Source organism: Bradyrhizobium sp. SSBR45G (genome assembly GCF_030159255.1).
Lineage (GTDB): Bacteria > Pseudomonadota > Alphaproteobacteria > Rhizobiales > Xanthobacteraceae > Bradyrhizobium.
The window spans coordinates 154,772-178,081 of sequence record NZ_BSCT01000010.1 but is presented as its reverse complement, the minus strand read 5'-3'; the positions used below and the strand labels follow the sequence as shown (position 1 = coordinate 178,081).

The following is a 23,310-nucleotide window of genomic DNA, read 5'->3' as shown; positions in this document are numbered from 1 at the left end:
GGGGCAGCGGTTCAGTCCTGGTAGGAGGAGATCTCGATCAGGCTGCCGTCCGGGTCGCGGCAATACACTGAGCGCAGGGTGCCGCGGGCGCCCTGCTTGGCCACCGGGCCCTCTTCGATGGCGACGCCGAGCGCCTGCAAGTGGGCCACGACCTCGTCGGGCGCGCTGGAGGTCAGGAAGCACAGGTCGTCACTGCCGGCCATGACACGGTCGGCCGTGAACCAGTCGACCTTGTCCGCGTCCTTCGGTCGCACATTGATCTTCTGGTTCCCGAACAGCAGCGACGTCCGCTTCGCCCGTCCAGGGCCGGGATCGGAGACCTGCAGCGTCATGCCCAGGACCTTCTGGTACCAGGCCGTCGTGCGGTCCACGTCGGCGACATTGATGACCAGATGATCGAGTGCATCGATCTTGACCGGCATGAGCTCCTCCCTCGCGGTTGACACATCGACCTCGCCGCAATCGCGGCGTTCTGTTAACGTCGGCGCCGGCAGTTCGCTAACGAACGCTCAACGATATATCCGAGGAAACGCATGATTTCACGTCGTACTGCGCTTGGTCTGATCGCTTCTGCCGTCCCATCCGTCGCGGCCATCCGCAGCGTGGCCGCAGCGGATTACCCCGCGCGCCCGGTGCGCTTCGTGGTGGGCTATCCTCCGGGCGGAGCGACCGACATTCTCGCGCGGCTTGTCGGCCAGCGGCTGTCGGAGACCCTGGGCCAGCAATTCGTGGTCGAGAACAAGCCGGGCGCCGGCAACAACATCGGCACCGAGTCGGTCGTGAACGCGACGGCCGACGGCTATACCGTGCTGCTGGTCAATCCCGCCAACTACATCAATGCCAGCCTCTACACCAACCTGAAGTTCAACTTCGTGCGCGACATCGCGCCGGTCGCCTCGTTCAACCGCGTGCCGAACGTGATGACCGTCAACAGCGACATCAAGGCCAAGACCGTCGCCGAGTTCATCGCCTATCTGAAGGAAAATCCGGGCAAGGTGAACATGGCATCCTCCGGCAATGGCACGTCCGTGCATCTGTCGGGCGAGATGTTCATGGCCATGACCGGCACCAAGATGCAGCACGTGCCGTATCGTGGCGCGGCGCCGGCCATCACCGACATGCTCGGCGGCCAGGTCCAGGTCATCTTCGACAACATGCCATCGATCATCCAGCACATCCGCTCCGGCTCGCTGCGCGCCCTTGGCGTCACCACGCAGGAGCGTTCGCCGCAATTGCCCGACGTGCAGGCGATTGCGGAGACGGTGCCGGGCTACGAGGCCAGTGCGCTGTTCGGCATGGGTGCGCCCAAGACTACGCCGAAGGAAATCATCGAGAAGCTCAACAGACAGATCAATACGGTTCTCGCCGAGCCCGACATCAAGAAGCGTCTGGTCGATCTCGGCGGTGAGCCGTTGATCCAATCGCCGGAACAGTTCGGTGCGCAGGTGGCGGCCGAGACGGAGAAATGGAAAAAGGTCGTCGACTTCGCCGGGCTCAAGCTGGATTGACGCAAAGCGGTCGTGGAGCCGTTGGCGACGTGCCGCAGGCGCGACACGTCGCCGCCCTGGTTGGCGGGCGGCTCCGCCAATTTGTCGTCTTTTGACCATGCCCATGTGGTGCAACCGTCCTCGCCAGAAGAGGAACAGATCATGCGCAAGGTGATGATGTTGGCAGCCGGCCTCGTCGGCGTTGCACTGGTTGGCGCGGGCGGCGCAACGCCGGCCCATGCCGGCTATGACTACCCCTGGTGCGTGCAGGGCAGAGGTATCGGCTATCCCGGCGACTGCTCCTATCAGACGTTCGAGCAATGCCGGGCCAGCGCCTCGGGGCGCAGCGCCGGATGCGGTGTCAACCCCCGCGTTGCGTTCGATCCCGCGCGGCGCGGGCCAACGGTCTATGTCGACATGCCGCCGCCGCGGCGTGTGCACCGCTACAATTATTACTGAGCTTTCGAGACGACCAGGCGGCGGCACCCCCGCCGCCATTGCCGGCCTTGCATGAGCTTTGCGATCGTGTATACTTTGTATTGCAAAGTTATTGAGCCTGGACTCAAGTCAGACATGCGCGACCTCGACAAGGCGCTGGCGGATATCATCGCAATCCGCAGCCAGCTCGCGGCCGGAACCGCGTTTCGCGGCTACGGACCGGCGACGATGGCTGCGACCGCGGCGGTGGCCCTGATCACGGCGTTCATTCAGCAACTCGTCCTGCGCGATCCGACCGCGGAGCCGTTGACCTACCTGCTCGGCTGGGCGGCCGCGGCCTGCGTCTCGCTGACGATGATCTGGGTCGAGATGCGGGCGCGTTCGCGACGCCATCATTCCGGTCTGGCCGACGCGATGATTCACCAGGCGGTCGAACAGTTCCTCCCCGCCGGCATCGCCGGCGTGCTGCTCGCCGTGCTGTTGTGGAAGTTTGCGCCGGAAGCGCTGTGGATGCTCCCTGGCCTTTGGCAGATCCTGATGTCGCTCGGCGTATTCGCCTCGGTGCGCTCGCTGCCGCGCTCGGTCGCGCTGGCCGGCGCGTTCTATTTCCTCGCGGGTTTCGCCGCGCTCCTGCTCGGCAGCATCTCGCATGAGCTGTCGCCGTGGACCATGGGCCTGCCTTTCGCGGTCGGCCAGGCGCTGATGGCGGGCATTCTCTACTTTGCGACCGGAGATTCCGATGTCGAAGACTGACGGCAGTGCGCCGTTTTCCTATGACGGGCTCGATCGTGTCATCCACGAGAAGGCCCGGCTCGGCCTGTTGACGTCGCTGATGGCGCATCCGAAGGGCCTTGCCTTTGCCGACCTGAAGCAGCTCTGCGGACTGACCGATGGCAACCTGTCGCGCCATCTGCAGGTGCTGCAGGAGGCCGGTCTGGTGGAGGTCACCAAGGGCTATGAGGGCAATCGCCCCCACACCACCTGCCGCCTGACCAAGGCGGGACGCCACCGGTTCCTCGACTATCTCGCCGTGCTCGAGCGCCTGGTTCGCGACGCCGCCGCGGCGGCCGGGAGGGAGCCCGCACCAAATTCGGCCGGGCTGATCCCCGGTCGCGCCTGACAATCTCATCGCATTTTTTTGACCTGGAGCTTTGCAATGCAAAGTAGTCTGCTACCTAAATCGCCTGCTGTGGTGGACGGCCTGCATGTCGGCATCATCATGGACGGAAACGGCCGCTGGGCGACGCGCCAGGGCCTGTCGCGGCTGCGTGGCCACGAGGCCGGCGTCGAGGCGATCCGGCGCATCGTCGAAGCCGCGCCGGACCAGGGCATCGGCACGCTGACGCTGTACGCATTCTCGAGCGACAATTGGCGGCGTCCGCGCGCCGAGGTCTCTGCCCTGATGGCGCTGTTGCGGGTCTATCTCGCCAGCGAGGTGGAAGCGCTGGTGCGCAACGGCGTCCGGCTCAGCGTGATCGGCCGGCGCGATCGCCTGCCGGGTGGCATCGCCGACGCCATCGGCCGCGCGGAGCAGGCGACCCGCGACGGCCGCACCTTGCATCTGCGCATCGCCGTCGACTACTCGGCCCGCGATGCAATTCTCAATGCCGCGGCGCAAGCGGGCGGCATCGCCGGACTGACGCGCGAGGCGTTCTCCGATCTCGTGACCGGAGAGGCGGGCCTGCGCGACGTCGACCTGATCATCCGCACCTCGGGCGAGCAGCGGCTGTCGGACTTCCTGCTCTGGGAAGGCGCCTATGCCGAGCTGCATTTCACCCAGCGGATGTGGCCCGACTTCGACGGCGATGATCTCGCCCAGGCCTTGGCCTCGTTCCGCGGCCGTGAGCGCCGCTTCGGCGGTCTCGAGGCGGTGCCGCTCGCACCGGCGCAGAGCGCTTGATGCGGCCGTGCGCGGCCGCGGCACAATCTTTCCGCGCATCGGGGAATCATCTACCGCTTGCAGGACGAGCGCAGAGATCCTTCGATGAAGCACAAGCCGCGGCGGCCTGCCGGCAAATCCCCGGTCAAACCCGGGTCGTCGCGTCACGACGACACGGCTGACGCGCTGTGTGAAGCGGCGTTGCGGCTGCTGCGGGCTGGCCAGCTGGCGCAGGCCGAGGCCGCCTGCCGCCGCGCGTTGACGCTCGATGCGGCCTCCGTCGACGCACTGCATGCGATGGGGCGGGTGTGCCTCGCGCTCAAGCGCTTCGACGATGCGATCGAATGGTTCGCGCGCGCGATCAGGCAAGACGTTTCCGTGCCGGCGTCTTTCGTCGGCCTCGCGCAGGCGCTGCGGCTGGCCGGCCGCCTCGACGAGGCGATCAAGGCCTATGATCGTGCGCTGCAGCTGCAGCCGGATGCTGCCGAGAGCTGGGATGAGCTCGGCGAGCTGCTGCAGCTGACCGGTCGTCTTGCCGAGGCGGCGCTGGCCTGTGACCGCCTGCTGCAACTCGCACCCGATCGGGCTCCGACGTGGTTTCGTCTCGGCGAGGTGCTGGACGCGCAGGGGCGCCGCGACGAGGCGGCGTTGGCGTTCGATCAGGTGCTGAAGCTGAAGCCCGATCAGGTCGACGCCGCCAACAGGGCTGGTGCCGTTCATTTCGATGCCGGCCGTTACGACGAGGCGATCGCACGCTTCGATCAGTCGCTGGCCGTGAAGCCGGACCAAGCCGGCGCGCTCTGTCTCAAGGGCATCTCTTTGCGGCGGATGCGCCGCTATGCCGAGGCGCAGTCTTGCGGCGAGCGCGCGCATGTGTTGGCGCCGCATGATCCAGACATCGCCAACAGCTATGGCTGCATCCTGCAGAATCTCGGACGCCATGCTGAGGCCGTCGCCGTGTTCGACAAGGCGATCGCGATCCGGCCGCAGACTGCGGAGTTCTACAATCACCGCGGCACCTCGCTGGCCGAACTGCATCGCTTCGAGGAGGCGTTTGCCAGCTTCGATCGTGCCGTGGCGCTGAAGACGGACCTCGCCGACGCACACTGGAATGCGGCGCTGTTTCGCCTGTTGACCGGCGATTTCGCACGCGGCTGGGCCGCGCGCGAATGGGGCCGCCAATGCCGCGCCGTCGGCTTCGTCGAGCGCAGCTTCGACGCGCCGATGTGGCTCGCCGATGCGCCGCTCGCAGGCAAGACCATCCTGCTCCACAGCGACGAGGGACTGGGCGATACGATCCAGTTCGCACGCTACGCCACGATGATCGCCGCGCAAGGCGCACGCGTCGTGCTCGAGCTCGACGCTGCGCTGAAGCCCCTGCTGTCGGGCCTGGAGGGGATTGCGCAATGCCTCGCCCGCGGCGTCGATGCCGTGCCGGCGATCGACTATCACTGCCCGCTGTCGAGCCTGCCGCTGGCTTTCGCCACCCGCCTCGACAGCATCCCTGCCGCGCCGTCCTATCTGCCGCGTCCGCCGGCCGAGCGCCGCGCCATCTGGCGGCAGCGCCTCGGACCGCATGAGCGGTTGCGTGTCGGTCTCGTCTGGTCCGGCAACCCCGCGCATCTCAATGATCACAACCGCTCGATGCCGCTCGCGATGCTTGCCCCGCTGCTGGATCTCGGCGCGCGATTTGTCAGCCTGCAGAAGGACGCGCGGCCAGCAGACAAGGCGTTTCTCGCGGCGCGCGGCGACATCCTCGATCTCACCGGCGACATCCGCGACTTCGTCGACACCGCAGCCCTCATCGACAATCTCGACCTCGTCATCACGGTCGACACCAGCGTGGCGCATCTTGCTGGGGCGCTGGGCAAGCCGACCTGGATCATGCTGCCCTACACGCCGGACTATCGCTGGCTGCTCGATCGCGACGACAGCCCATGGTATCCGAGCGTGCGGCTGTTCCGCCAGGATGCGCGACGCGACTATGCCCATGTCGTTGCCCGCGTCGGCGATGCGCTGGCGGAGCGGATCGAAGATTTCGCCGCAACGTAAGCCCCATTTCAGCTCTCCCGGAGCCTGATCGAGATCTGGTGCACGCGCCGCGTCAGTTCGGCGACGCTGCGCCATCCCGTCTTCTCGCGGGTACGCTTGAGATGCGTATACACGGTCGTCACCTTGACACCGCGATGCGCCGCGTATTCGACCGCCGTCATACCCGCGCTCAGGGCGCAGGCCAGCTGGGCCTCGGCCCTGGTCAGGCCATGGAGATCCTGCAGCAGATGCGCCGCCGCGCTGTCCCGAAGCGGGTCGTGCACGAGCATCATGACGGCGGCGTCGGGACAATCCGATGCCGGCCGGGGATGGCGCAGCGCGCGCAGCGAGATCGTGCAGGCCGGCAAGCCGCTTGGGCGCGGCGCCAGGAAGTCCAGCGCCGCATCCGAATCCGCGAGAGCGTCGTCGCGCATCACCGTGCTGAAGACGCGCGCATAGCGGCTGCGGAGCTCGGACGAGCCGAACTGAATGCCGCGGGAGTCGAGCCGGAACAGTCCGCTCTCGGTCGCGATCGTGTGCAACGCCGGATTGGCATGGAGGATCGCGCCTTTCGGGTCGAGCAACGCAATGCCGTCCTTGAGGAGATCGAGCACGGCCGTGGCAATGTCGCGGCCGCCGGCTGCGATGAGGCTGTTGCGCATGCCATAGGCGCGCTGGAGATGAGGTGTCAGGCGCTTCATCAGTGCGATCTCAGACGTACCGACGTGTCCCCGCCGCGGCGAGCGTTGCAAGGTGACGGCGACGAGCCGTTGCGGTGATTGGTCCAGCACCAACGAGAGAAAATAACGCAGTCCGGCGCGCGGCAGAAACTCCGCATAGAACGGATCTCGCTTCATGGTGCCTTCATCCATGACTTGATAGTCCCATGACAATCCACCGCGCTGCTGGCGCAGCGCCACCGGCAGGCGGGGATTGCGTGGCGCGAAATGAGCGAGATAGTCGTCGCCCTCGGCGGACGCGACGCCGCTGCTGTGAAAGATCAGCGGCCGGCGCGCGGCCGTGTCGATGACCTCGAAGGTCGCACCTTCGGCGCCTATCAGGGTCCGGATCGACTCCAGCGCATCCGTGATGCCGGAGGGTTCCGCTAGGCCCTGGTAGATGGCGTCCAGCGCCTGGGCATAATGTTCGCTCTCCACGATCACCTCTCCACGATGGCCCAGGGCCCGCTGCTCCGATTTCAACGTTCGACACGGAGCTGCCGACAATATTCCTCATCATGGGTCGCCACGGAGAGTACGAGGTTCATGACCGCAGGTGCCTGGAGGCGGTGGCGCCTCCAGGCCCCGGACGCGCGGAGCTAATCAGCGACGATATCGCCGGAGCCGCCGAACTCGCGCGGAAAATCCTTCAGCTTCGGCAGGCCGTCGCGCATCGGCAGCACAGTCTCGGCATAGTTCACGTGGACCGCGGGCTGGAACGCAAGCTCTGGAAGCGTCGCTGCGAACACGTCGACGAGCCCGAGCGGCGGGTGATCGGTCATGAGATGACCGCCGCATTTGGCGCAGTATTGCCGCTGGCTGAGCGGCGTCTTCTGGAACATCGCCACGTGCTCGGCCCCCGCTTTGATCTTGACCGCGTCCGGCTTCCACAGGCTGAAGGCGTTCACCGGTCCGCCCGACCACGACCGGCAGGAGCGGCAGTGACAATAGCCCATTGCCTCCGGGCTTCCGGAAACCTCGATTTCGACTGTGCCGCAAAAACATCGTCCAGAAAGTGTCATCGTCGTCCTCATGAGTTTGTCAGAGCGGCGGACGGCATCATTCCAGCGTCCGGGCGTCTTGGCATCCGGCGACCAATGCCGGGGCTGCCACGACCAGGCGTGATCCATTTCACATTCGACGACCGCGTGCAGTGGCACGTCCCCTGATGAGAGGACGCAGGTCGCGCGACGATGGCGATATCGATTTCCATCGGCGCGAACCGTCCAGTTCTCGGTTGCAAGAGTCACGGGTGATTGCATGTCGGACTTGAACTCCCGCATCGTCGAGTTTTCGACGGACCACATTCCAGAGCAGGAGCGCGCGGCGTTCTGGCGTGAGCACTACGGACGGATCATGTTGCGTGTCGATTTCGAGCCGGCGAAAGACGTCGCGTTCAAGGCGCGGAACCGCGCTTTGACCTTGCCGGGTCTGCAGTTGCTCGATGCCTGGGCGACCCCGGCGCGCATCTCGCGCTCCGGCCGCGATCTCGCCGACGGCGCCGATAACGTGCTGCTCGCGATCAACCGTGCGGGCACCGCCTTCGTCGCGCATTCCCATCAGACCCGCGAGTTGCGCGAAGGCGAAGCGGTGATTCTCAGCGGCGCCGATCCCTGCGCGTTCCATCGCGCCAGCAATGGCCACTCGTTCACGCTGCTCGTTCCCCGCCTGATGCTCGAAGCCGCCGACGTCAGCGTCGAGGACGCCGTCATGCGACCGATACGGGCCGACCAGGGCGCGCTGAGGCTGCTCGACCACTATGCCAGCTGGCTGATGGCCAGCGGCGGTGCGCTGGATGCCCAGCTGCTCAATCTGTCCGTGCGTCACATCCAGGATCTGCTGGCGCTGTCGATCGGGCCGGCGCCCGATGTGGCCGAGACGATGCGCGCGCGAGGTCTGCGCGCAGCGCGGCTGAAGCTCGCCAAGTCTTTCCTGATCGCCAACAGCAAACGCCGCGATCTGTCGGTGACGATGGTCGCCGGCAAATTGAACGTCACGCCGCGTTACGTCCAGCGCCTGTTCGAGATCGACGGAACGACATTCTCCGCCTTCCTGTCGGGCGTGCGGCTCGCGAACGCGCATCGCCTGCTGTGTGATCCGGCCCACGGCCAGCTGGCGATCGCCAGCATCGCCTATGATGTCGGCTTCGGTGATCTCTCGCATTTCAATCGCTCGTTCCGCCGTCAATACGGGCTGACGCCGCGGGAGGTGCGCGGCGATCGCGGCAGCAGCGGCGCGCAGCCGACCGAGGATGCGTCCAGCGCGGAGCGCCGGCGATGACGAGCAAGATGATCGCGCTGAAGATCCTCGATGGCATCTTTGTCTCCGTGACGGGACTTCTCCTGCTGTTCATCGCGGGCCTGCCGGTCGAATGGATATTGGTTCTGCTCGACATGTCGCTGCGCGAGTTCCAGGCCTTCGCTCTGTTTGTCATCTTCAGCAGCCTGCTGCTGATCCATGCGATTGCGACGTCCGACTCGGCCCCGTAACCCAAACGTGATCCCGGTCGATGGCGGCGTTCGCGCCTCGGATTGAGCTGTGTCAACGGAATCTCCGGCGCCTCTGGCAAATGAACGGCCTGCTTCAGCAATGATGAAGGCCTTCTTGGAATGGACCCGCAGGACACCCAGCTCGTCGGAGACCAACCGCCCGCTCAGCCTATCCGTGCTGAATCGGCTGGCCTCATTCCTGCGCCGGCGCTGCCTGTTCCCGCGCCGCCTCAGCCGCTGCGCAAGCGGGCGATATGGCCGTTCGTGCTGCTTCTCCTCATCATCGGTGCGGCCGGAGGCGGCGGTTATGTCTGGTGGCAGCGCCTGCATCCGCCGTTGCCACCGGGCATCAGCGTCAGCAACGGCCGCATCGAGGCTGACGAGATCGACATCGCCACCAAATATGCCGGTCGCGTCGCCGAGCTGCGTGCCGATATCGGCGATCTCGTCGAGCCTGGGCAGATCGTGGCGCGGATGGACAGCAAGGAGCTGCAACAGTCGCTCGCCAAGGCCGAGGCGCAGGCGGAGCAGGCGCAGCACGTGATCGATCAGGCCCGCGCCAATCTTGCGCAGCTGCAGACGCAGCGGACGCTGGCCGAGCAGGAGATGGAGCGCACGCGCAGCCTGCTGCAGAACGGCTGGACCACGCGCGAGCTCGCCGATCAGCGCCAGCAGGCGCTGGACGGCGCCGCTGCGGGTCTCGCCGGCGCACAGGCGCGGATCTCCGAGGCGGAGCGTGCGCTCGAAGCCTCGCGTCACGACGTCGCGCTCTACACGGTGCAGATCGCGGACAACTCGCTGATCGCGCCGAAGGCCGGCCGCATTCAGTATCGCCTCGCCAATGTCGGCGAAGTGCTTGGGGCGGGCGGCAAGGTCTTCACCATGCTCGACATCGGCTACGTCTATATGGACGTGTTCCTACCGACCGAGGAGGTCGGCAAGATCAAGGTCGGGAGCGACGCCCGTATCGTGCTGGATGCCTATCCTGACCGCCCCATCCCAGCGAAGGTCTCGTTCGTCGCCAGCCAGGCGCAGTTCACGCCGAAGACGGTGGAGACGCGAAGCGAGCGCGACAAGCTGATGTTCCGCATCCGCGTCCGCGTCGACCAGGACAGGCTGGCCGCGCATGCCGATGCTGTCAGAAGCGGCCTGCCGGGCGTTGCGTATGTCAGGTGGAATCCCGACGTCGCCTGGCCCTCGCGCCTGCAAGCTGCGCCATGAGCATCGCCGCGCCGCCGGTCGCGGTCGTGACGCGGCTGTCACATCATTATCGTGACGTCACCGCGCTCGACGACGTCTCGATCGAGATTCCCTCCGGATGCGTGATCGGCCTGATCGGCCCCGATGGCGTCGGCAAGTCGTCGCTGCTGTCGATCCTGGCCGGCGCCCGCGCGATCCAGGCCGGGGAGGCGGCCGTGCTCGGCGCCGACATGGCCGACCGGCGTGCGCGCGAGCAGGTCTGTCCACGCATCGCCTACATGCCGCAGGGTCTCGGCAAAAATCTCTATCCCGATCTCAGCGTGCGCGAGAACATCACGTTCTTCGCGCGGCTGTTCGGCCAGTCCCGCGCCGAGCGCGACTGGCGCATCGCCGAACTGATGGCGGCGACGGGGCTGTCCGATTTTGCCGATCGGCCGGCGAAAAAACTGTCCGGCGGTATGAAGCAGAAGCTCGGCCTGTGCTGCTCGCTGATCCATGATCCGGACTTCCTGATTCTCGACGAGCCGACCACCGGCGTCGATCCGCTGTCGCGCCGCCAGTTCTGGGACCTGATCGACCGGCTGCGCGCCCGCAGCGCCACGGCGATGAGCGTCATCGTCGCCACCGCCTACATGGAGGAGGCCGAGCGCTTCGACTGGCTGGTCGCGATGAATGACGGCCGCATCCTCGCCACCGGCACACCGGCCGAGCTGAAGGCGCAGGCCGGCGCCGCGACGATCGAGGACGCGTTCGTCGCGCTGCTGCCGCCGGCCGCCTCGGCCGATCAGGCGCAGATGCCGGTCAAGACCGCGCTCGATGGCAGCCAGGAGACGGTCATCGTCGCGCGCGATCTGACCTGCCGTTTCGGCGATTTCACCGCCGTCGACGGCGTCAACTTCCAGATCCGCAAGGGAGAAATCTTCGGCTTCGTCGGCTCGAACGGCTGCGGCAAGACGACGACGATGAAGATGCTCACCGGATTGCTGCCGCCAAGCGCCGGCGAGGCGCTGATTTTCGGCCGCTCGATGGAAGCCGGCAATCGTGAATCGCGCGGCCGCGTCGGCTACATGTCGCAGGCGTTCTCGCTGTATGGCGAGCTCACCGTGCGGCAGAACCTCGTGCTGCATGCCCGGCTGTTCAACCTCGCGCGCGACACCGCCGACAAGCGGATTGCCGAGCTGATTGACCGCTGTGACCTCGCCGAGCATGTCGATGGCCTCGCGGCCGACCTGCCGCTCGGCATCCGGCAGCGGCTGTCGCTCGCCGTCGCCATCGTGCACAAGCCCGACCTGCTGATCCTGGACGAGCCGACGTCGGGCGTCGATCCCGTCGCGCGCAACCAGTTCTGGCGGCTGCTGATCGAGTTGTCGCGCCGGGACGGCATGACGATCTTCGTCTCGACGCATTTCATGAACGAGGCGGCGCGCTGCGATCGGCTGTCGCTGATGCATGAGGGACGCGTGCTGGCGACCGACACGCCGGACGGGCTGATCCGTGCCAAGGGCGCGCAGACGCTCGAGCAGGCCTTCATTGCGTTCCTCGAGCGCGAGGCTGGCGTCGCCGATCCGCCGGTGACATTGACGCAGGCGCGGTCCGATCCGCATCCCCGGCAGTTGCCCGGCGATGGAAGCGGCCACGCCGCGTTCAGTACGCGACGGCTGCTGGCCTACACCATCCGCGAAGGCCTGGAGCTGATCCGCGACCCGATCCGGCTGATGTTCGCGCTGTTCGGAACGGCGTTCCTGATGATCGTGATCGGCTTCGGCATCTCGACCGACGTCAACAATCTGACCTTCGCCGCGCTCGATCGCGATCAGTCGCCGGAGAGCCGGGCCTATCTCGCCGAGCTCAGGGGCTCGCGCTACTTCGTCGAGAAGCCCCCTCTGTCCGATCATGCCGAGCTGGAGCGGCGGATGCAGAGCGGCGACATCAAGGCGTCGATCGAGATCCCGCCGAATTTCGGCGTCGACATCAAGCGCGGCCGCCCGGCCTTTGTGTCGGCCTGGATCGACGGCGCGATGCCGTTCCGGGCCGAGACCATCCGCGGCTATCTCGAAGGCACGCACCAGCTCTATCTCGCCGATCCCGCTGTCAAGACGACGCGGCCGGCACTCGCCGCGCCGGTCAATGTCGAGATCCGGTTCAAGTACAATCAGTCCTTCGACAGCATCTACGCAATGGCGCCCAGCACGATCGCTCTGCTGCTGGCGCTGTTTCCGGCGATCCTGATGGCGCTGGCGGTGGTGCGCGAGAAGGAGCTGGGCTCGATCACCAATCTCTACGTCACGCCGGTGACACGGCTGGAATTCCTGGTCGGCAAGCAACTGCCCTACATCGCCGTGGCGATGGCGAATTTCGCACTGATGTTCGTGATGGCGCTCGTGCTGTTCCGCGTGCCGCTCAAGGGCGCGTTCCCTCCGCTGCTGATCGGCAGCGTCGTCTACGTGATCACGACCACCGGCTTCGGCATGCTGATCTCGACCTTCTGCCGCACCCAGATCGCGGCCCTGTTCGGCACCGCGATCCTCACCGTGCTGCCGGCGACGCAGTTCTCGGGGATGATGGTCCCGGTGTCGTCGCTGTCCGGCGTCGCCCGGGTGATCGGCATGGGCTTTCCGATGACCTATTACCGCCCGATCAGCGTCGGCACCTTCACCAAGGGCCTGGGCTTCGCCGATGTCGGCGCCGACATCCTGGTGCTGCTGGTGTTCATCCCGATCCTGACCGGGTTCAGTCTTCTCATGCTGCCGAAGCAGGAGCGCTGAGCCGTGATGCGTTCGCTCGCCAACATCTTCTGGCTCGGCACCAAGGAGCTGCGCAGCCTGTTCGGCGATGTCGTGCTGATCGGGCTCGTGATCTATTCGTTCACGGTGGCGGTGATCAGCCAGGCGCAGAGCAGCTCGCAGGAGCTGAACCGCGCCTCGATCGCAGTTGTCGACGAGGACAATTCCGAGCTGTCGCGCCGCGTCGTGCGCGCTTTCCTGCCGCCCTATTTCCAGCCGCCTGTCTACATCAGCCAGGGGCAGATCGAGCCGCTGATGAACAGCGGCCGCTTCACCTTCGTGCTCGACATCCCGCCGCGCTTCCAGCGCGACGTGCTCGCCGGTCGCCGGCCGTCCGTGCAGGTGAACGTCGATGCGACTGCGATGATCCAGGCCGGCATCGGCTCCGGCTATGCCCTTCAGATCATCGATACCGAGGTCGCCTGGTTCGTCGCCCGCTCGGATGCGCCGGTGCAGGCTCCGGTCAACCTGGTGACGCGGATCGCCTTCAATCCCAACGTGACCACCGCCTGGTTCGAGGGGGTGATGGGCATCATCAACAGCGTCACCATGCTCGCCATCATTCTGGCAGGGGCGGCGCTGGTGCGCGAGCGCGAGCATGGCACGATGGATCATCTGCTGGTGATGCCGCTGTCGCCATTCGAGATCGCGATGTCGAAGATCTGGGCCAATGCGCTGGTCATCGCGGTAGCCGTCGCAGTCGCCCTCACTGTCGTCGTGAAAGGCTATCTGCAGGTGCCGATCATGGGCTCGATCCCGCTGTTTCTCGCCGGCACAGTGCTTTATCTGTTCTTCGCCACCGCCGTCGGACTGTTTCTCGGCACCATCGCGCGCTCGATGCCGCAACTCGGGCTGCTCTACATCCTCGTCGCCGTGCCGATCAACATGCTCTCCGGCGGGATGACCCCGGTGGAGAGCCAGCCGGTCTGGCTCGCCACGATCATGAAGGCCTCGCCGTCGACGCACTTCGTGTCGTTCGCGCAGTCGATCCTCTATCGCGGGGCCGGCATCGATGTGGTGTGGCCGCAATTCGTGGCGGTCGCGGCGATCGGCGCCTTGATGCTGGCGCTGACCTTGCGGCGCTTCCGGGCGGCGATCGCCGCGGCCGGAGCGTGACGGGAAAGACACGCCGCGCTCTTGCGCCAGCGACACGGTTTCCAGGCTGTTAATAAGCGTGCCGCGGCTGTGCCGCCAACGGCCTGCAACGCCGCATTCCGGCGCGGTTTGGCGGCAACGCTTCTCCAACCATGCCCGCCGCAGGTCCACGCCGATAACGATTTGGAAAATCGTGATGGTGCACCGTCGGCTGGCCCTGAGGGTGACGGAGAGGGGAGAGCCATCATGATGAATGGGGAAGCGGTTCTGGAAAACGTGCGGCGCTATCGCACCGTCGCCTCCTTGTATCGGCAGACCGCGGCGTTCCGGCCGCATCAGCGCGACTCGCTGCTGGCGCAGGCGGCGGAATGGGAAAGCCGCGCTGTCGCCGAGCTCGAGGCCTATTTCGTCGCCCGTCAGGCGCCGCCGCAGGCACCGGCGAACATGAACCATCATGCGCAGTCCTCCGCGCCATCGCGCTGGCACATGGCCGCCGCGTAGGTCTCAGGCAAAAGCATTTCAGTCCCGCGGCGCGATCCGCGCCCGAGTTGTGTCCACAAGACCCTCCGCAAATGAGAGGGGCAGGGAAGGCCAGGCACCGACCGGTGCCTGTGGCCCCCGTGCGTGAAGAAGTGCACGGGGCAGGAACCACAGGTTCAGCCGGCAATCCCGGCCCTCCCTGCGCGATGGGCTACGGCTTATACGTGCTCTTCTCGGTGCACCGGGCTTTCTGGCCACCGTATCAGCGACGACGCGTGCGCGTTGCGCTGAAGACACCAGCATCGGGGTGTCAGAACCACACGACTTCACCGTCCGCAACGAACCGTTCGTCGGCACTCCCAAGGGGACTGCTGCGATCCGTCGCGGCCACCGCTCCCCGCCTCGCGTGTCGTGACGACCGCGATACGCCCTCTGCCCGAGGCGGACTGGGTGCAGCAAACATCGGATTCCGAAAAAGCGAAAGAGAAATATTTTCGCGGCGCCATCTGGACAGAGGTCATCGCGTTGAAGCGGCGCGCGAAATCAGCGTTTCGGCGCATCCGGTTTGCTGCCGTCACGAGGCTGGGCCCAGTGCCAGCGGCGCGCGCGTCTGCCCGACGGGCGACTCACTTGCCACGGACGGAGCGCGTGAGTTGCTTCGGTGCGTCGTCAACAACAGCTGTCGTCCCGGGCAAGCCGTGGCGTCGCGTAGCGACGTGAGGGCGCCGACCCGGGACCCATACCCCCAACGCGTCGTGGTCGCGAAGAACGTCGCTTCAGCGTGCGCTACCATTTCGGACGGTGGTTATGGATCCCGGATCTGCGCCCGCCACCGCTGGCGCGGTACCGGACTTGTCCGGGATGACGGTGGAGTGAGGTGTGACAGCACGTCCTCCGCTGCAAGTGTCGTCTGCGAAAGCTGTCGTCCCGGGCAAGCCATGGCGTCGCGCAGCGACGTCAGGGCGCCGAGCCGGGACCCATAGCCCCAGGGCGTCGTGGTTGCGAAGAACGTAGCGCCAGTGTGCGCTCCAATTTCGGACGGTGGTGATGGATCCCGGATCTGCGTCCGCCACCGCTGGTGCGGTGTCGGATTTCTCCGGGATGACGGAGTGGGCGTAGCAGCGCGTCTCGACGAAGGCTGGCGCAGGACTTGCTGAGGATCATTTGGCCGGCGGCGCCGGTGATGAAGGGATCCGATGCGATCGCTCGGGCGTGACCGCAGCATGTGTGCCTGGGACGATTTCGCCCAGTCGTCGACGGACGCCCGATCGTCGCTGGCAGAGGCGCGATCGGGGCAGATTCCGCCATTCCTGCTGCTCTCGGTGCCCGGCATGAGCGCGGGCGAGCACCGCATCTGCTCCGAGCTGTGGACCCGCGACCGGATCGCCGCCAGCCACGCGGAGCGGACGCGGCTGGACTTTCGCTTCGACCTGACAATCCGCGACAGGCTGCGTGTCGGATATCTGTCAAACGACTTCCACGACCATGCCACGGCGCATCTGCTGATCGAGGCGCTGGAGGCGCGCGATCCCGGGCGCTGCGAGCTGCACGCCTTTTCGTTTGGAGCCGACGATCGCGGCGCGATGCGGGGCCGGCTCCACGCCGCCTTCGACGGCTTCCACGATGTCACGGCCCTGAGCGACAGCGCGGCAGCAGCGGCCGTGCACGCCGCCCGGATCGACATCCTCGTCGATCTCAAGGGTTACACGCGCGGCGCCCGGACCGGGATCCTGATGCTGCACCCGGCGCCGGTCCAGGTGAACTTCCTCGGTTATCCCGGGACCTTGGGCGGCGGCCTCTGCGACTACATCATCACCGATCCCTTCATCACGCCACTGACCGCTGCGGCCGACTATTCGGAAAGCTTCGCCTACATGCCGCATTCGTATCAGCCGCATGGGCGTGCGGCGCTCGGCCCGCCGCCGGGCCGCGCCGAGGCGGGCCTGCCGGATGATGCGATCGTGTTCTGCTGCTTCAACCAGTCCTACAAGCTGACGCCTCCGATGTTCGACCTCTGGTGCCGCCTGCTCGATGCGACGCCGGACAGTGTGCTGTGGCTGCTGGCGTGCGATCAGGCCGAGGGCAATTTGCGCGGCGAGGCGCTGCGGCGCGGCGTGGCGCCGGGGCGCCTGGTATTCGCGCCGGAGATGACCCAGCGTGAGCATCTGCGGCGGCTCCAGCTCGCGGATCTCGTGCTCGACACCGCGCCCTATGGCGCTCACACCACGGCGAGCGATGCGCTGTGGGCGGGCGTGCCGGTCGTCAGCTGCGCCGGCGATACCTTCGCCTCCCGCGTCGCCGGCAGCCTGCTGCACGCGGTCGGATGTCCCGAGCTGATCGCCGCTGACGAGGCCGACTATCTCGCGGTGGCGCTGACGCTCGCCGCTGAGCCGGACCTGCTGCAGGCGGTCAAGGACAAGCTCTCGCGCAACCGGCTGGTCACGCCGCTGTTCGATGCCGCCGCCTATGCACGGTCGCTGCAGGACCTCTATGACCAGATGTGGCTGCGCCGGCGCAGCGGCGGCGCGCCGGCGCCGATCTGGGCATCGCGGTCGTGAGCGCAGGACCGTCCTGGCCAGGCTTCACTGCGTCGACAGCCGCGATGCGGCGAGGATCCCGATCAGGGCCGTCAGCGCGCCGACGCTGGTCGCGTTGATTGCGACCAGCGAGGCGTAGTCGGTCTCGGCAACCTGCATCAAGGGCGCGCCGAGGCGCGAGTCGATCAGCAGATAGGACAGGAAGGGCAAGCCCAGCAGAGGCAGCGACGCCAGGCGCTCGGCGGGTCCGAACAGCAGCGCGCCGAGCAGGGCGCAGGGGATGAGGAACAGCTCGACGCCGCTGGGCGCGCCGAACAGCTTGACGCAGAACACCGTGTGGGCCGTGCCGGCGACGACCATCAGCGCACGGCCGGCGAACGGATTGCGCCGCGCGAGCACCGGCACGCTGGCGAACATCGGCGTCGTCAGCAGCGTGAGCCAGGCGGGCCACGCCGCCGTGCCGGCGATGGCGTGAAGGTAGAGCGGGTAGAATGGCTGGTTCGAGACGATGACCAGCGCCACCTTCGCGGCGATGTCGGACTGCGGATCGTCGGCGGATGCATAGGCCTGCACCGCGGCCAGCCAGCGTCCGAACATCTCACCCATTCACGTCCCTCAATTCCGCAGCAGCTTGCGCGCTGCCATGCCGGTAACGCGCCCGCAGTCAAGCCGGATCATGCGCCGGGATGGGGGCTGGCTATGCGTTCAGCGCGGTCCGGAGCATGCGGGCCAGATCGGCGCTCTGATATGGCTTGGTGAGCAGCAGCACGCCGGCATCGAGGCGGCCGTGGTGGACGATCGCATTCTCCGTGTAGCCCGACGTATACAGCACCTTGAGGTTCGACCGCCGCTTCATCGCCTCGATCGCAAGCTGGCGGCCGTTCATGCCACCGGGCATGATGATGTCGGTGAACAGGAGATCGATGCGCACCGGGCTGTCGATCAGCGCCAGCGCCTCGTCGGCCTTGCTGGCCGCCAGCGTCGTGTAGCCGAGCCGCCTGATCTGGGCGATGACATATTCGCGCACCAGCGCATCATCCTCCACGATCAGGATCGTCTCGTCGCCGCGCTCCATGCTGGCAAGGTTATCCTCGGACAACCGCGCATCGGCATCGGCGGTGGCCTGCGGCAGATACAGCTTCACCGAGGTGCCGTGGCCCGGCTCGCTGTAGATCTTGATGTGGCCGTTGGACTGCTTGACGAAGCCGTAGACCATGCTCAGGCCCAGGCCGACGCCCTTGCCGACATCCTTGGTGGTGAAGAACGGCTCGAACACCTTGTCCAGCAGATTGGCCGGGATGCCTTCGCCGGTGTCGCTGACCGCGATCATCACGTAGTTGCCGGGGACCACCTCCGGATTCATCCGCGCATAGGCCTCGTCGAGCAGGACGTTCTTGGTTTCCAGGGTCAGCTTGCCGCCCTCGGGCATCGCGTCGCGGGCGTTCAGTGCGAGGTTGAGAATCGCGGTCGACAATTGGCTGGGGTCGATCATGGCCGGCGCGGAATCGTGCGCCAGCATGGATTCGATCTCGATCTGCTCGCCGAGCGTCCGCCGCAGCAGACGGGCGGTGTCGACCACCATGCCGTTGATGTCGACGCTGCGCGGTTGCAGCGGCTGGCGCCGGGCGAACGCCAGCAGATGCTTGGTCAGGTCGGCGCCGCGGGCGGCCGCCGAGTTGATCAGGCTGGTGATCTGCACCAGCTGCGGCCGGTCCTTCACCGCCTCGGCGAGAATCTCGATGGTGCCGGTGATCACGGTCAGGATGTTGTTGAAGTCGTGCGCGACGCCGCCGGTGAGCTGGCCGATCGCCTCCATCTTCTGGGCCTGGCGCACCTGCGCCTCGGTGGCTTCGATCTCCTGGAAGCGCTTGACCATCGCCTCTGCGGTGCGCCGCTGCCGGGTCTCCTCCTCGAGCTGCGCATAGGCGTTCCGCAGCTCCGCGCGTGACGGCATCGTCAGGACCCGCGGCAGCATCAGCAGCAGCGCCGCGGCGATGCCGACCGACATGAAGGCGAGGAAGCCCTTGGTGGCCGCCTCCAGCACATAGGCCGGTACCCAGAGCGTCAGGACCTCGATCAGCCGCGTCAAGCCGCAGACCGACACCCACAGCGCGAACGCCCAGAAGATGTAGCTGAACTGAAAGTCGCGGCGACGATAGACGATGAAGGCGAGCACGAAGGCGATGGCGAAGAAGGCGATGGAGATGAGGACGTCGGAGATCGCGTTCACCCAGATCAATTCAGGCGACCACAGCAGGCACTCGCCATGCGGCGTGAGCTTCGACATGTCCAGAAATCCCCACAGCGTGCAGCCGGCCGGCCGCTTTTGTCCCCGCGTGCCGACCAGTTCCAATTGCTGATCAATTCAAATTTCGGCTGAGCACACAAGCGTGCTGACGGTCGCGGCAGACAGATCGGTAGGGCGGCACCGCGGCGTTGTCACCAATTCTTGCGGACGCCATCACGTCCTCGGCGCAACGGTGGAACCGGGTTCCGGAAACCGCAACTTGCCTCCTGTCACTTGACTCGCTGTACCGAAAGGTACAGAGTTATACGAACGGTACAAATGGAGATCCCACGATGGCTGCGCTTGCCCCGCCCTTCACCTTGCAGACCGCCACCCAGAAGGTGCGGATGGCCGAAGACGGCTGGAACAGTCGCGATCCCCAGCGGGTGTCGCTGGTCTACACGCCGGACAGCCGCTGGCGGAATCGCGCCGAGTTCATCACCGGGCGCGCCGAGATCGTTGCCTTCCTCACCCGCAAATGGGCGAAGGAGCTGGACTACCGGCTGATCAAGGAGATCTGGGCGTTCACCGACGATCGCATCGCGGTGCGCTTTGCCTATGAGTGGCACGACGACAGCGGCCATTGGTTCCGCTCCTACGGCAACGAGAACTGGGAGTTCGACGCGCAGGGGCTGATGCAGCGCCGCTTTGCCAGTATCAACGATCTGCCGATCAAGGAGAGCGAGCGCAAATTCCACTGGCCGCTGGGCCGCCGTCCCGACGATCATCCGGGCCTGACGGAGCTCGGACTCTAGGACGGACGCGACATGCGGACGCTGAACGAGCGCGCCGACGTCATCCCTGTCATCGCCGAGGTGTTCCGCGAGTACGGCTTCGAGGGCGCCTCGCTCAGCCGTATCACCGAGACCACGGGGCTCGGCAAAGGCAGCCTGTATCACTTCTTCCCCGGCGGGAAGGATGAGATGGCGCGCGCCGTGCTCGCGCATGTCGACGGCTGGTTCGAGCGTGAGATCTACGCGCCGCTGCGCGACGACGTGCCGGATGCGGCGATCGTACGGATGTGGCGCGGCGTCGACAACTACTTCCGTTCCGGCCGGCGGGTGTGCCTGGTCGGCGCCTTCGCGCTCGACGGGACGCGCGACCGCTTCGCCGCTGCCATTGCCAGCTACTTCACGCGCTGGATCGCGGCGTTGCGCGATGCCCTGGTGCGCGGCGGCTGGCCGCCGGCGGCGGCAGCCGATAGCGCCGAGGAGGTGGTGCTCGGCATCCAGGGGGCCCTGGTGCTGGCGCGTGCGACCGCCGACACGGCGGTGTTCGGCCGCGCGCTGGCACGGCTTCAGACGCGCCTGCGCGAGCCGCCCGTGATGTGAGGCCGGAACCGCCGGCCGCGCCTGCCTCCGCAAGCGGCAACAGTCGGGCTGAAAAATCGGCGCGCGGCTCCGATGAATCCGTGGTTGTCTTGGGCAACGTCTCAGGCAACGGCTGATATCAGGGAGGTCCGGCATGAATGGGTTAGGCGGTCTCAACAAATCCGACCATGGCGTGGTCATTGGCCTGGTGCAGCTGCAACTGCCGGTCGTCGTGACCAAGGAAGACCTCGCGCGGCAGACCGAGAAGATCGTCTGGATGGTCGGCAAGGCGCGGCGCAATCTCGGCACCATGGATCTCGTGGTCTTCCCGGAATATTCGCTGCATGGCCTGTCGATGGACACCAATCCCGAGATCATGTGCCGGCTCGATGGGCCGGAGGTCGCAGCCTTCAAGCAGGCCTGCATCGACAACAAGATCTGGGGCTGCTTCTCAATCATGGAGTACAACCCCGACGGCAATCCCTACAATTCAGGCCTGATCATCGACGACAACGGCGACATCAAGCTGTACTACCGCAAGCTCCATCCGTGGATTCCAGTCGAGCCGTGGGAGCCCGGCGACCTCGGCATTCCCGTCATCGAGGGCCCGCGCGGCGCCAAGATCGCGTTGATCATCTGCCATGACGGCATGTTCCCGGAAATGGCGCGGGAATGCGCCTACAAGGGCGCCGAGATCATGATCCGCACGGCCGGCTACACCGCGCCGATCCGCGACAGCTGGCGCTTCACCAACCAGGCCAACGCCTTTCAGAACCTGATGGTCACGGCCAATGTCTGCATGTGCGGCTCGGACGGCTCGTTCGACTCGATGGGCGAGGGCATGATCGTCAATTTCGACGGCAGCATTCTCGCGCACGGCACGACGGGCCGCGTCGACGAGATCATCACCGCCGAGGTGCGTCCCGACCTGGTGCGCGAGGCGCGTATCGGCTGGGGCGTCGAGAACAACATCTACCAGCTCTGGCATCGCGGCTATGTCGCGGTGAAGGGCGGCGCGATGGACTGCCCCTATACGTTCATGCACGACATGGTCGCCGGCACCTACCGGCTGCCCTGGGAAGACCAGGTCAAGATCACCGACGGCACCTCCTGCGGCTTCCCGGCGCCGACGCGCGTCTTCGGCAAGCTCGGCAAGGCGGCGGAGTAATCCGCCGCCGGCGCGCGAAGCGCCTTCGGAACCTTGACAATCGGATCGGCCGCCAATTATTTTATGTTTAAAATAATTGGCGGACAGGTCCATCATGAGTGCATCGGCCAAGGTGATCCCGCGCGACTGGCTCGACTGGCCGTTCTTCGAGCCGAAGCACCGCGCGCTGTGCGAACAGCTCGACCGCTTTGTCGGCTCGGGCGCGCTCGACGCGGTCGATCATGCCGACGTCGACACCGCCTGCCGCAGGATCGTGCGTGCGCTTGGCGCCGCCGGGCTGCTGGACAGCGCGGTCGTGGCGCCCGATGCGGACGCGGCCGCGATCGACTCGCGCGCGATCTGCCTGTCGCGCGAGACCCTGGCCTATGCCGACGGGCTCGCCGACTTCGCCTTCGCCATGCAGGGGCTCGGCTCCGGGGCCATCGCGCTCGGCGGCTCGCCCGAGTTGCGCGCCAGCGTGCTGCCGAAGGTGCGATCGGGCGAATGGCTCGCGGCGTTTGCGCTGTCGGAGAAGGAGGCGGGCTCCGATGTCGCCGCGATGACCTGTGCCGCGCGCCTTGATGGCGACAGCTATATCCTCGACGGCGAGAAGACCTGGATCTCCAACGGCGGCATCGCCGACGTCTACACGCTGTTCGCGCGCACCGGCGAGGCGCCGGGCGCGCGCGGCATCTCGGCCTTCGTCGTCTATCCCGACGATCCCGGCTTCTCGGTCGCCGAGCGCATCGAGGTGATCGCGCCGCATCCGCTGGCGACCTTGCGCCTGCAGGGCTGCCGCATCCCGTCGAGCCGGCGGCTCGGCGCGACCGGCGGCGGCTTCAAGCTGGCGATGCAGACGCTCGACATCTTCCGCGCCTCGGTGGCGGCCGCCGCGCTCGGCTTCGGCCGCCGCGCACTGGATGAAGCCCAGGCGCATGCCTCGAACCGGCGCATGTTTGGCGGCGCTCTCGCCGACCTGCAGATGACGCAGGCTGCGTTCGGCGAGATGGCCACCGAGACCGACGCTGCGGCGCTGCTGACCTATCGCGCCGCCTGGCGCCGCGACGTCCAGAAGCTGCCGACCACGCGCGAGGCCGCGATGGCCAAGCTCACCGCCACCGAGACCGCGCAGCGCGTCATCGACCGCGCCCTGCAGATGTTCGGCGGCCGCGGCGTGCGCAAGGGCGAGATCGTCGAGAGCCTCTACCGCGAGATCCGCGCGCTCCGCATCTACGAGGGCGCGACGGAAGTGCAGAAGCTGATCGTCGCGCGCGAATTCATGAAGGCGCGGGCGGGCGTGGGGCGCGGCTGAAATCATTGCGCGACCGATCCAAGAGGAGATCGCCATCTTCATCTTCGCCGTATAACGGTGACCAACATGTTGGCCTCAACGCACGGCAAGTCTGCTCGGGCCATTGCGATCGTTAT

The 23,310-nt window shown here is 66.4% G+C and carries 22 protein-coding genes; 17 read left to right on the top strand and 5 right to left on the bottom strand.

Annotated elements, in window-relative coordinates:
* Nucleotides 1-11: 11 nt before the first annotated feature.
* Entirely contained in the window at nucleotides 12-422 is a 411-nt protein-coding gene (locus QQL87_RS15305) for a VOC family protein (protein ID WP_284422151.1), read from the bottom strand.
* Nucleotides 423-533: 111 nt separating this feature from the next.
* Between QQL87_RS15305 and QQL87_RS15300 the strand changes: the two genes are divergently transcribed.
* The 6 genes from QQL87_RS15300 (at nucleotide 534) to QQL87_RS15275 (ending at nucleotide 5,856) form a co-directional block, all read left to right on the top strand.
* Complete coding sequence (locus QQL87_RS15300; RefSeq protein WP_284422150.1) at nucleotides 534-1,508, top strand: Bug family tripartite tricarboxylate transporter substrate binding protein; 975 nt, start codon at nucleotides 534-536, stop codon at nucleotides 1,506-1,508.
* Nucleotides 1,509-1,649: 141 nt separating this feature from the next.
* Nucleotides 1,650-1,946, top strand: a complete 297-nt coding sequence (locus tag QQL87_RS15295; protein WP_284422148.1) for a DUF3551 domain-containing protein — start codon at nucleotides 1,650-1,652, stop codon at nucleotides 1,944-1,946.
* A 114-nt stretch (nucleotides 1,947-2,060) separates the two neighbouring features.
* Nucleotides 2,061-2,678, top strand: coding sequence for a hypothetical protein (locus tag QQL87_RS15290; protein ID WP_284422147.1), 618 nt, complete (start codon nucleotides 2,061-2,063; stop codon nucleotides 2,676-2,678).
* Entirely contained in the window at nucleotides 2,665-3,045 is a 381-nt protein-coding gene (locus QQL87_RS15285) for a winged helix-turn-helix domain-containing protein (protein WP_284422145.1), read from the top strand. The genes QQL87_RS15290 and QQL87_RS15285 overlap by 14 nt, the downstream gene beginning before the upstream one ends.
* 36 nt (nucleotides 3,046-3,081) lie before the next feature.
* Nucleotides 3,082-3,825, top strand: a complete 744-nt coding sequence (locus tag QQL87_RS15280; RefSeq protein ID WP_284422144.1) for a di-trans,poly-cis-decaprenylcistransferase — start codon at nucleotides 3,082-3,084, stop codon at nucleotides 3,823-3,825.
* Nucleotides 3,826-3,909: 84 nt separating this feature from the next.
* Entirely contained in the window at nucleotides 3,910-5,856 is a 1,947-nt protein-coding gene (locus QQL87_RS15275) for a tetratricopeptide repeat protein (protein ID WP_284422143.1), read from the top strand.
* Nucleotides 5,857-5,864: 8 nt separating this feature from the next.
* On the opposite strand, the gene QQL87_RS15270 is transcribed toward QQL87_RS15275, so the two are convergent.
* A complete protein-coding gene (locus QQL87_RS15270; RefSeq protein ID WP_284422142.1) occupies nucleotides 5,865-6,992 on the bottom strand; it encodes a helix-turn-helix transcriptional regulator in 1,128 nt (375 codons plus the stop codon).
* 161 nt (nucleotides 6,993-7,153) lie between these two features.
* Entirely contained in the window at nucleotides 7,154-7,576 is a 423-nt protein-coding gene (locus QQL87_RS15265; RefSeq protein ID WP_284422160.1) for a GFA family protein, read from the bottom strand.
* Nucleotides 7,577-7,814: 238 nt separating this feature from the next.
* Here QQL87_RS15265 and QQL87_RS15260 point away from each other — a divergent pair, with 238 nt between their 5' ends.
* The 7 genes from QQL87_RS15260 (at nucleotide 7,815) to QQL87_RS15230 (ending at nucleotide 17,159) form a co-directional block, all read left to right on the top strand.
* Nucleotides 7,815-8,834, top strand: coding sequence for a helix-turn-helix transcriptional regulator (locus QQL87_RS15260; RefSeq protein WP_284422141.1), 1,020 nt, complete (start codon nucleotides 7,815-7,817; stop codon nucleotides 8,832-8,834).
* An 8-nt stretch (nucleotides 8,835-8,842) separates the two neighbouring features.
* Nucleotides 8,843-9,043, top strand: coding sequence for a hypothetical protein (locus tag QQL87_RS15255; RefSeq protein ID WP_284422139.1), 201 nt, complete (start codon nucleotides 8,843-8,845; stop codon nucleotides 9,041-9,043).
* Nucleotides 9,044-9,163: 120 nt separating this feature from the next.
* On the top strand, nucleotides 9,164-10,264 hold the full coding sequence (locus QQL87_RS15250) for an HlyD family secretion protein (protein WP_284422138.1): 1,101 nt from the start codon (nucleotides 9,164-9,166) through the stop codon (nucleotides 10,262-10,264).
* Nucleotides 10,261-13,008 (top strand): ribosome-associated ATPase/putative transporter RbbA, encoded by a 2,748-nt coding sequence (gene rbbA / locus QQL87_RS15245; protein ID WP_284422137.1) that lies wholly within the window; start codon nucleotides 10,261-10,263, stop codon nucleotides 13,006-13,008. The genes QQL87_RS15250 and rbbA overlap by 4 nt, the downstream gene beginning before the upstream one ends.
* A gap of 3 nt (nucleotides 13,009-13,011) precedes the next feature.
* Nucleotides 13,012-14,142 carry an ABC transporter permease gene (locus tag QQL87_RS15240; protein ID WP_284422136.1) on the top strand — a complete coding sequence of 377 codons (1,131 nt, stop codon included), beginning with the start codon at nucleotides 13,012-13,014 and terminating at the stop codon, nucleotides 14,140-14,142.
* A 225-nt stretch (nucleotides 14,143-14,367) separates the two neighbouring features.
* Complete coding sequence (locus tag QQL87_RS15235; RefSeq protein WP_284422135.1) at nucleotides 14,368-14,622, top strand: hypothetical protein; 255 nt, start codon at nucleotides 14,368-14,370, stop codon at nucleotides 14,620-14,622.
* 1,175 nt (nucleotides 14,623-15,797) lie between these two features.
* Complete coding sequence (locus tag QQL87_RS15230) at nucleotides 15,798-17,159, top strand: O-linked N-acetylglucosamine transferase, SPINDLY family protein (RefSeq protein ID WP_284422134.1); 1,362 nt, start codon at nucleotides 15,798-15,800, stop codon at nucleotides 17,157-17,159.
* Nucleotides 17,160-17,183: 24 nt separating this feature from the next.
* Here the strand turns inward: QQL87_RS15230 and QQL87_RS15225 are convergent, their stop codons facing one another.
* Both QQL87_RS15225 and QQL87_RS15220 read right to left on the bottom strand, forming a co-directional pair.
* Nucleotides 17,184-17,744 carry a hypothetical protein gene (locus QQL87_RS15225; RefSeq protein ID WP_284422133.1) on the bottom strand — a complete coding sequence of 187 codons (561 nt, stop codon included), beginning with the start codon at nucleotides 17,742-17,744 and terminating at the stop codon, nucleotides 17,184-17,186.
* A gap of 91 nt (nucleotides 17,745-17,835) precedes the next feature.
* The gene (locus QQL87_RS15220; protein ID WP_284422132.1) at nucleotides 17,836-19,425 is read right to left on the bottom strand and encodes an ATP-binding protein; all 1,590 of its coding nucleotides are present in this window, start codon (nucleotides 19,423-19,425) and stop codon (nucleotides 17,836-17,838) included.
* Nucleotides 19,426-19,718: 293 nt separating this feature from the next.
* On the opposite strand from QQL87_RS15220, the gene QQL87_RS15215 reads away from it, so the two are divergent.
* From QQL87_RS15215 to QQL87_RS15200, 4 genes are all read left to right on the top strand, one after another.
* On the top strand, nucleotides 19,719-20,180 hold the full coding sequence (locus QQL87_RS15215; protein WP_284422131.1) for a nuclear transport factor 2 family protein: 462 nt from the start codon (nucleotides 19,719-19,721) through the stop codon (nucleotides 20,178-20,180).
* A gap of 12 nt (nucleotides 20,181-20,192) precedes the next feature.
* On the top strand, nucleotides 20,193-20,756 hold the full coding sequence (locus QQL87_RS15210) for a TetR/AcrR family transcriptional regulator (RefSeq protein ID WP_284422130.1): 564 nt from the start codon (nucleotides 20,193-20,195) through the stop codon (nucleotides 20,754-20,756).
* Nucleotides 20,757-20,889: 133 nt separating this feature from the next.
* A complete protein-coding gene (locus tag QQL87_RS15205; RefSeq protein ID WP_284422129.1) occupies nucleotides 20,890-21,903 on the top strand; it encodes a formamidase in 1,014 nt (337 codons plus the stop codon).
* A 94-nt stretch (nucleotides 21,904-21,997) separates the two neighbouring features.
* On the top strand, nucleotides 21,998-23,194 hold the full coding sequence (locus tag QQL87_RS15200) for an acyl-CoA dehydrogenase family protein (RefSeq protein ID WP_284422128.1): 1,197 nt from the start codon (nucleotides 21,998-22,000) through the stop codon (nucleotides 23,192-23,194).
* The last annotated feature ends 116 nt before the right edge of the window (nucleotides 23,195-23,310 follow it).

Coding starts and splice junctions, on each gene's coding strand:
- QQL87_RS15305 (WP_284422151.1), bottom strand. CDS start 422: ATGCCGGTCAAGATCGATGCACTCGATCATCTGGTCATCAATGTCGCC.
- QQL87_RS15300 (WP_284422150.1), top strand. CDS start 534: ATGATTTCACGTCGTACTGCGCTTGGTCTGATCGCTTCTGCCGTCCCA.
- QQL87_RS15295 (WP_284422148.1), top strand. CDS start 1,650: ATGCGCAAGGTGATGATGTTGGCAGCCGGCCTCGTCGGCGTTGCACTG.
- QQL87_RS15290 (WP_284422147.1), top strand. CDS start 2,061: ATGCGCGACCTCGACAAGGCGCTGGCGGATATCATCGCAATCCGCAGC.
- QQL87_RS15285 (WP_284422145.1), top strand. CDS start 2,665: ATGTCGAAGACTGACGGCAGTGCGCCGTTTTCCTATGACGGGCTCGAT.
- QQL87_RS15280 (WP_284422144.1), top strand. CDS start 3,082: ATGCAAAGTAGTCTGCTACCTAAATCGCCTGCTGTGGTGGACGGCCTG.
- QQL87_RS15275 (WP_284422143.1), top strand. CDS start 3,910: ATGAAGCACAAGCCGCGGCGGCCTGCCGGCAAATCCCCGGTCAAACCC.
- QQL87_RS15265 (WP_284422160.1), bottom strand. CDS start 7,576: ATGACACTTTCTGGACGATGTTTTTGCGGCACAGTCGAAATCGAGGTT.
- QQL87_RS15260 (WP_284422141.1), top strand. CDS start 7,815: ATGTCGGACTTGAACTCCCGCATCGTCGAGTTTTCGACGGACCACATT.
- QQL87_RS15255 (WP_284422139.1), top strand. CDS start 8,843: ATGATCGCGCTGAAGATCCTCGATGGCATCTTTGTCTCCGTGACGGGA.
- QQL87_RS15250 (WP_284422138.1), top strand. CDS start 9,164: ATGGACCCGCAGGACACCCAGCTCGTCGGAGACCAACCGCCCGCTCAG.
- rbbA (WP_284422137.1), top strand. CDS start 10,261: ATGAGCATCGCCGCGCCGCCGGTCGCGGTCGTGACGCGGCTGTCACAT.
- QQL87_RS15235 (WP_284422135.1), top strand. CDS start 14,368: ATGATGAATGGGGAAGCGGTTCTGGAAAACGTGCGGCGCTATCGCACC.
- QQL87_RS15230 (WP_284422134.1), top strand. CDS start 15,798: ATGCGATCGCTCGGGCGTGACCGCAGCATGTGTGCCTGGGACGATTTC.
- QQL87_RS15225 (WP_284422133.1), bottom strand. CDS start 17,744: ATGGGTGAGATGTTCGGACGCTGGCTGGCCGCGGTGCAGGCCTATGCA.
- QQL87_RS15220 (WP_284422132.1), bottom strand. CDS start 19,425: ATGTCGAAGCTCACGCCGCATGGCGAGTGCCTGCTGTGGTCGCCTGAA.
- QQL87_RS15215 (WP_284422131.1), top strand. CDS start 19,719: ATGGCTGCGCTTGCCCCGCCCTTCACCTTGCAGACCGCCACCCAGAAG.
- QQL87_RS15210 (WP_284422130.1), top strand. CDS start 20,193: ATGCGGACGCTGAACGAGCGCGCCGACGTCATCCCTGTCATCGCCGAG.
- QQL87_RS15205 (WP_284422129.1), top strand. CDS start 20,890: ATGAATGGGTTAGGCGGTCTCAACAAATCCGACCATGGCGTGGTCATT.
- QQL87_RS15200 (WP_284422128.1), top strand. CDS start 21,998: ATGAGTGCATCGGCCAAGGTGATCCCGCGCGACTGGCTCGACTGGCCG.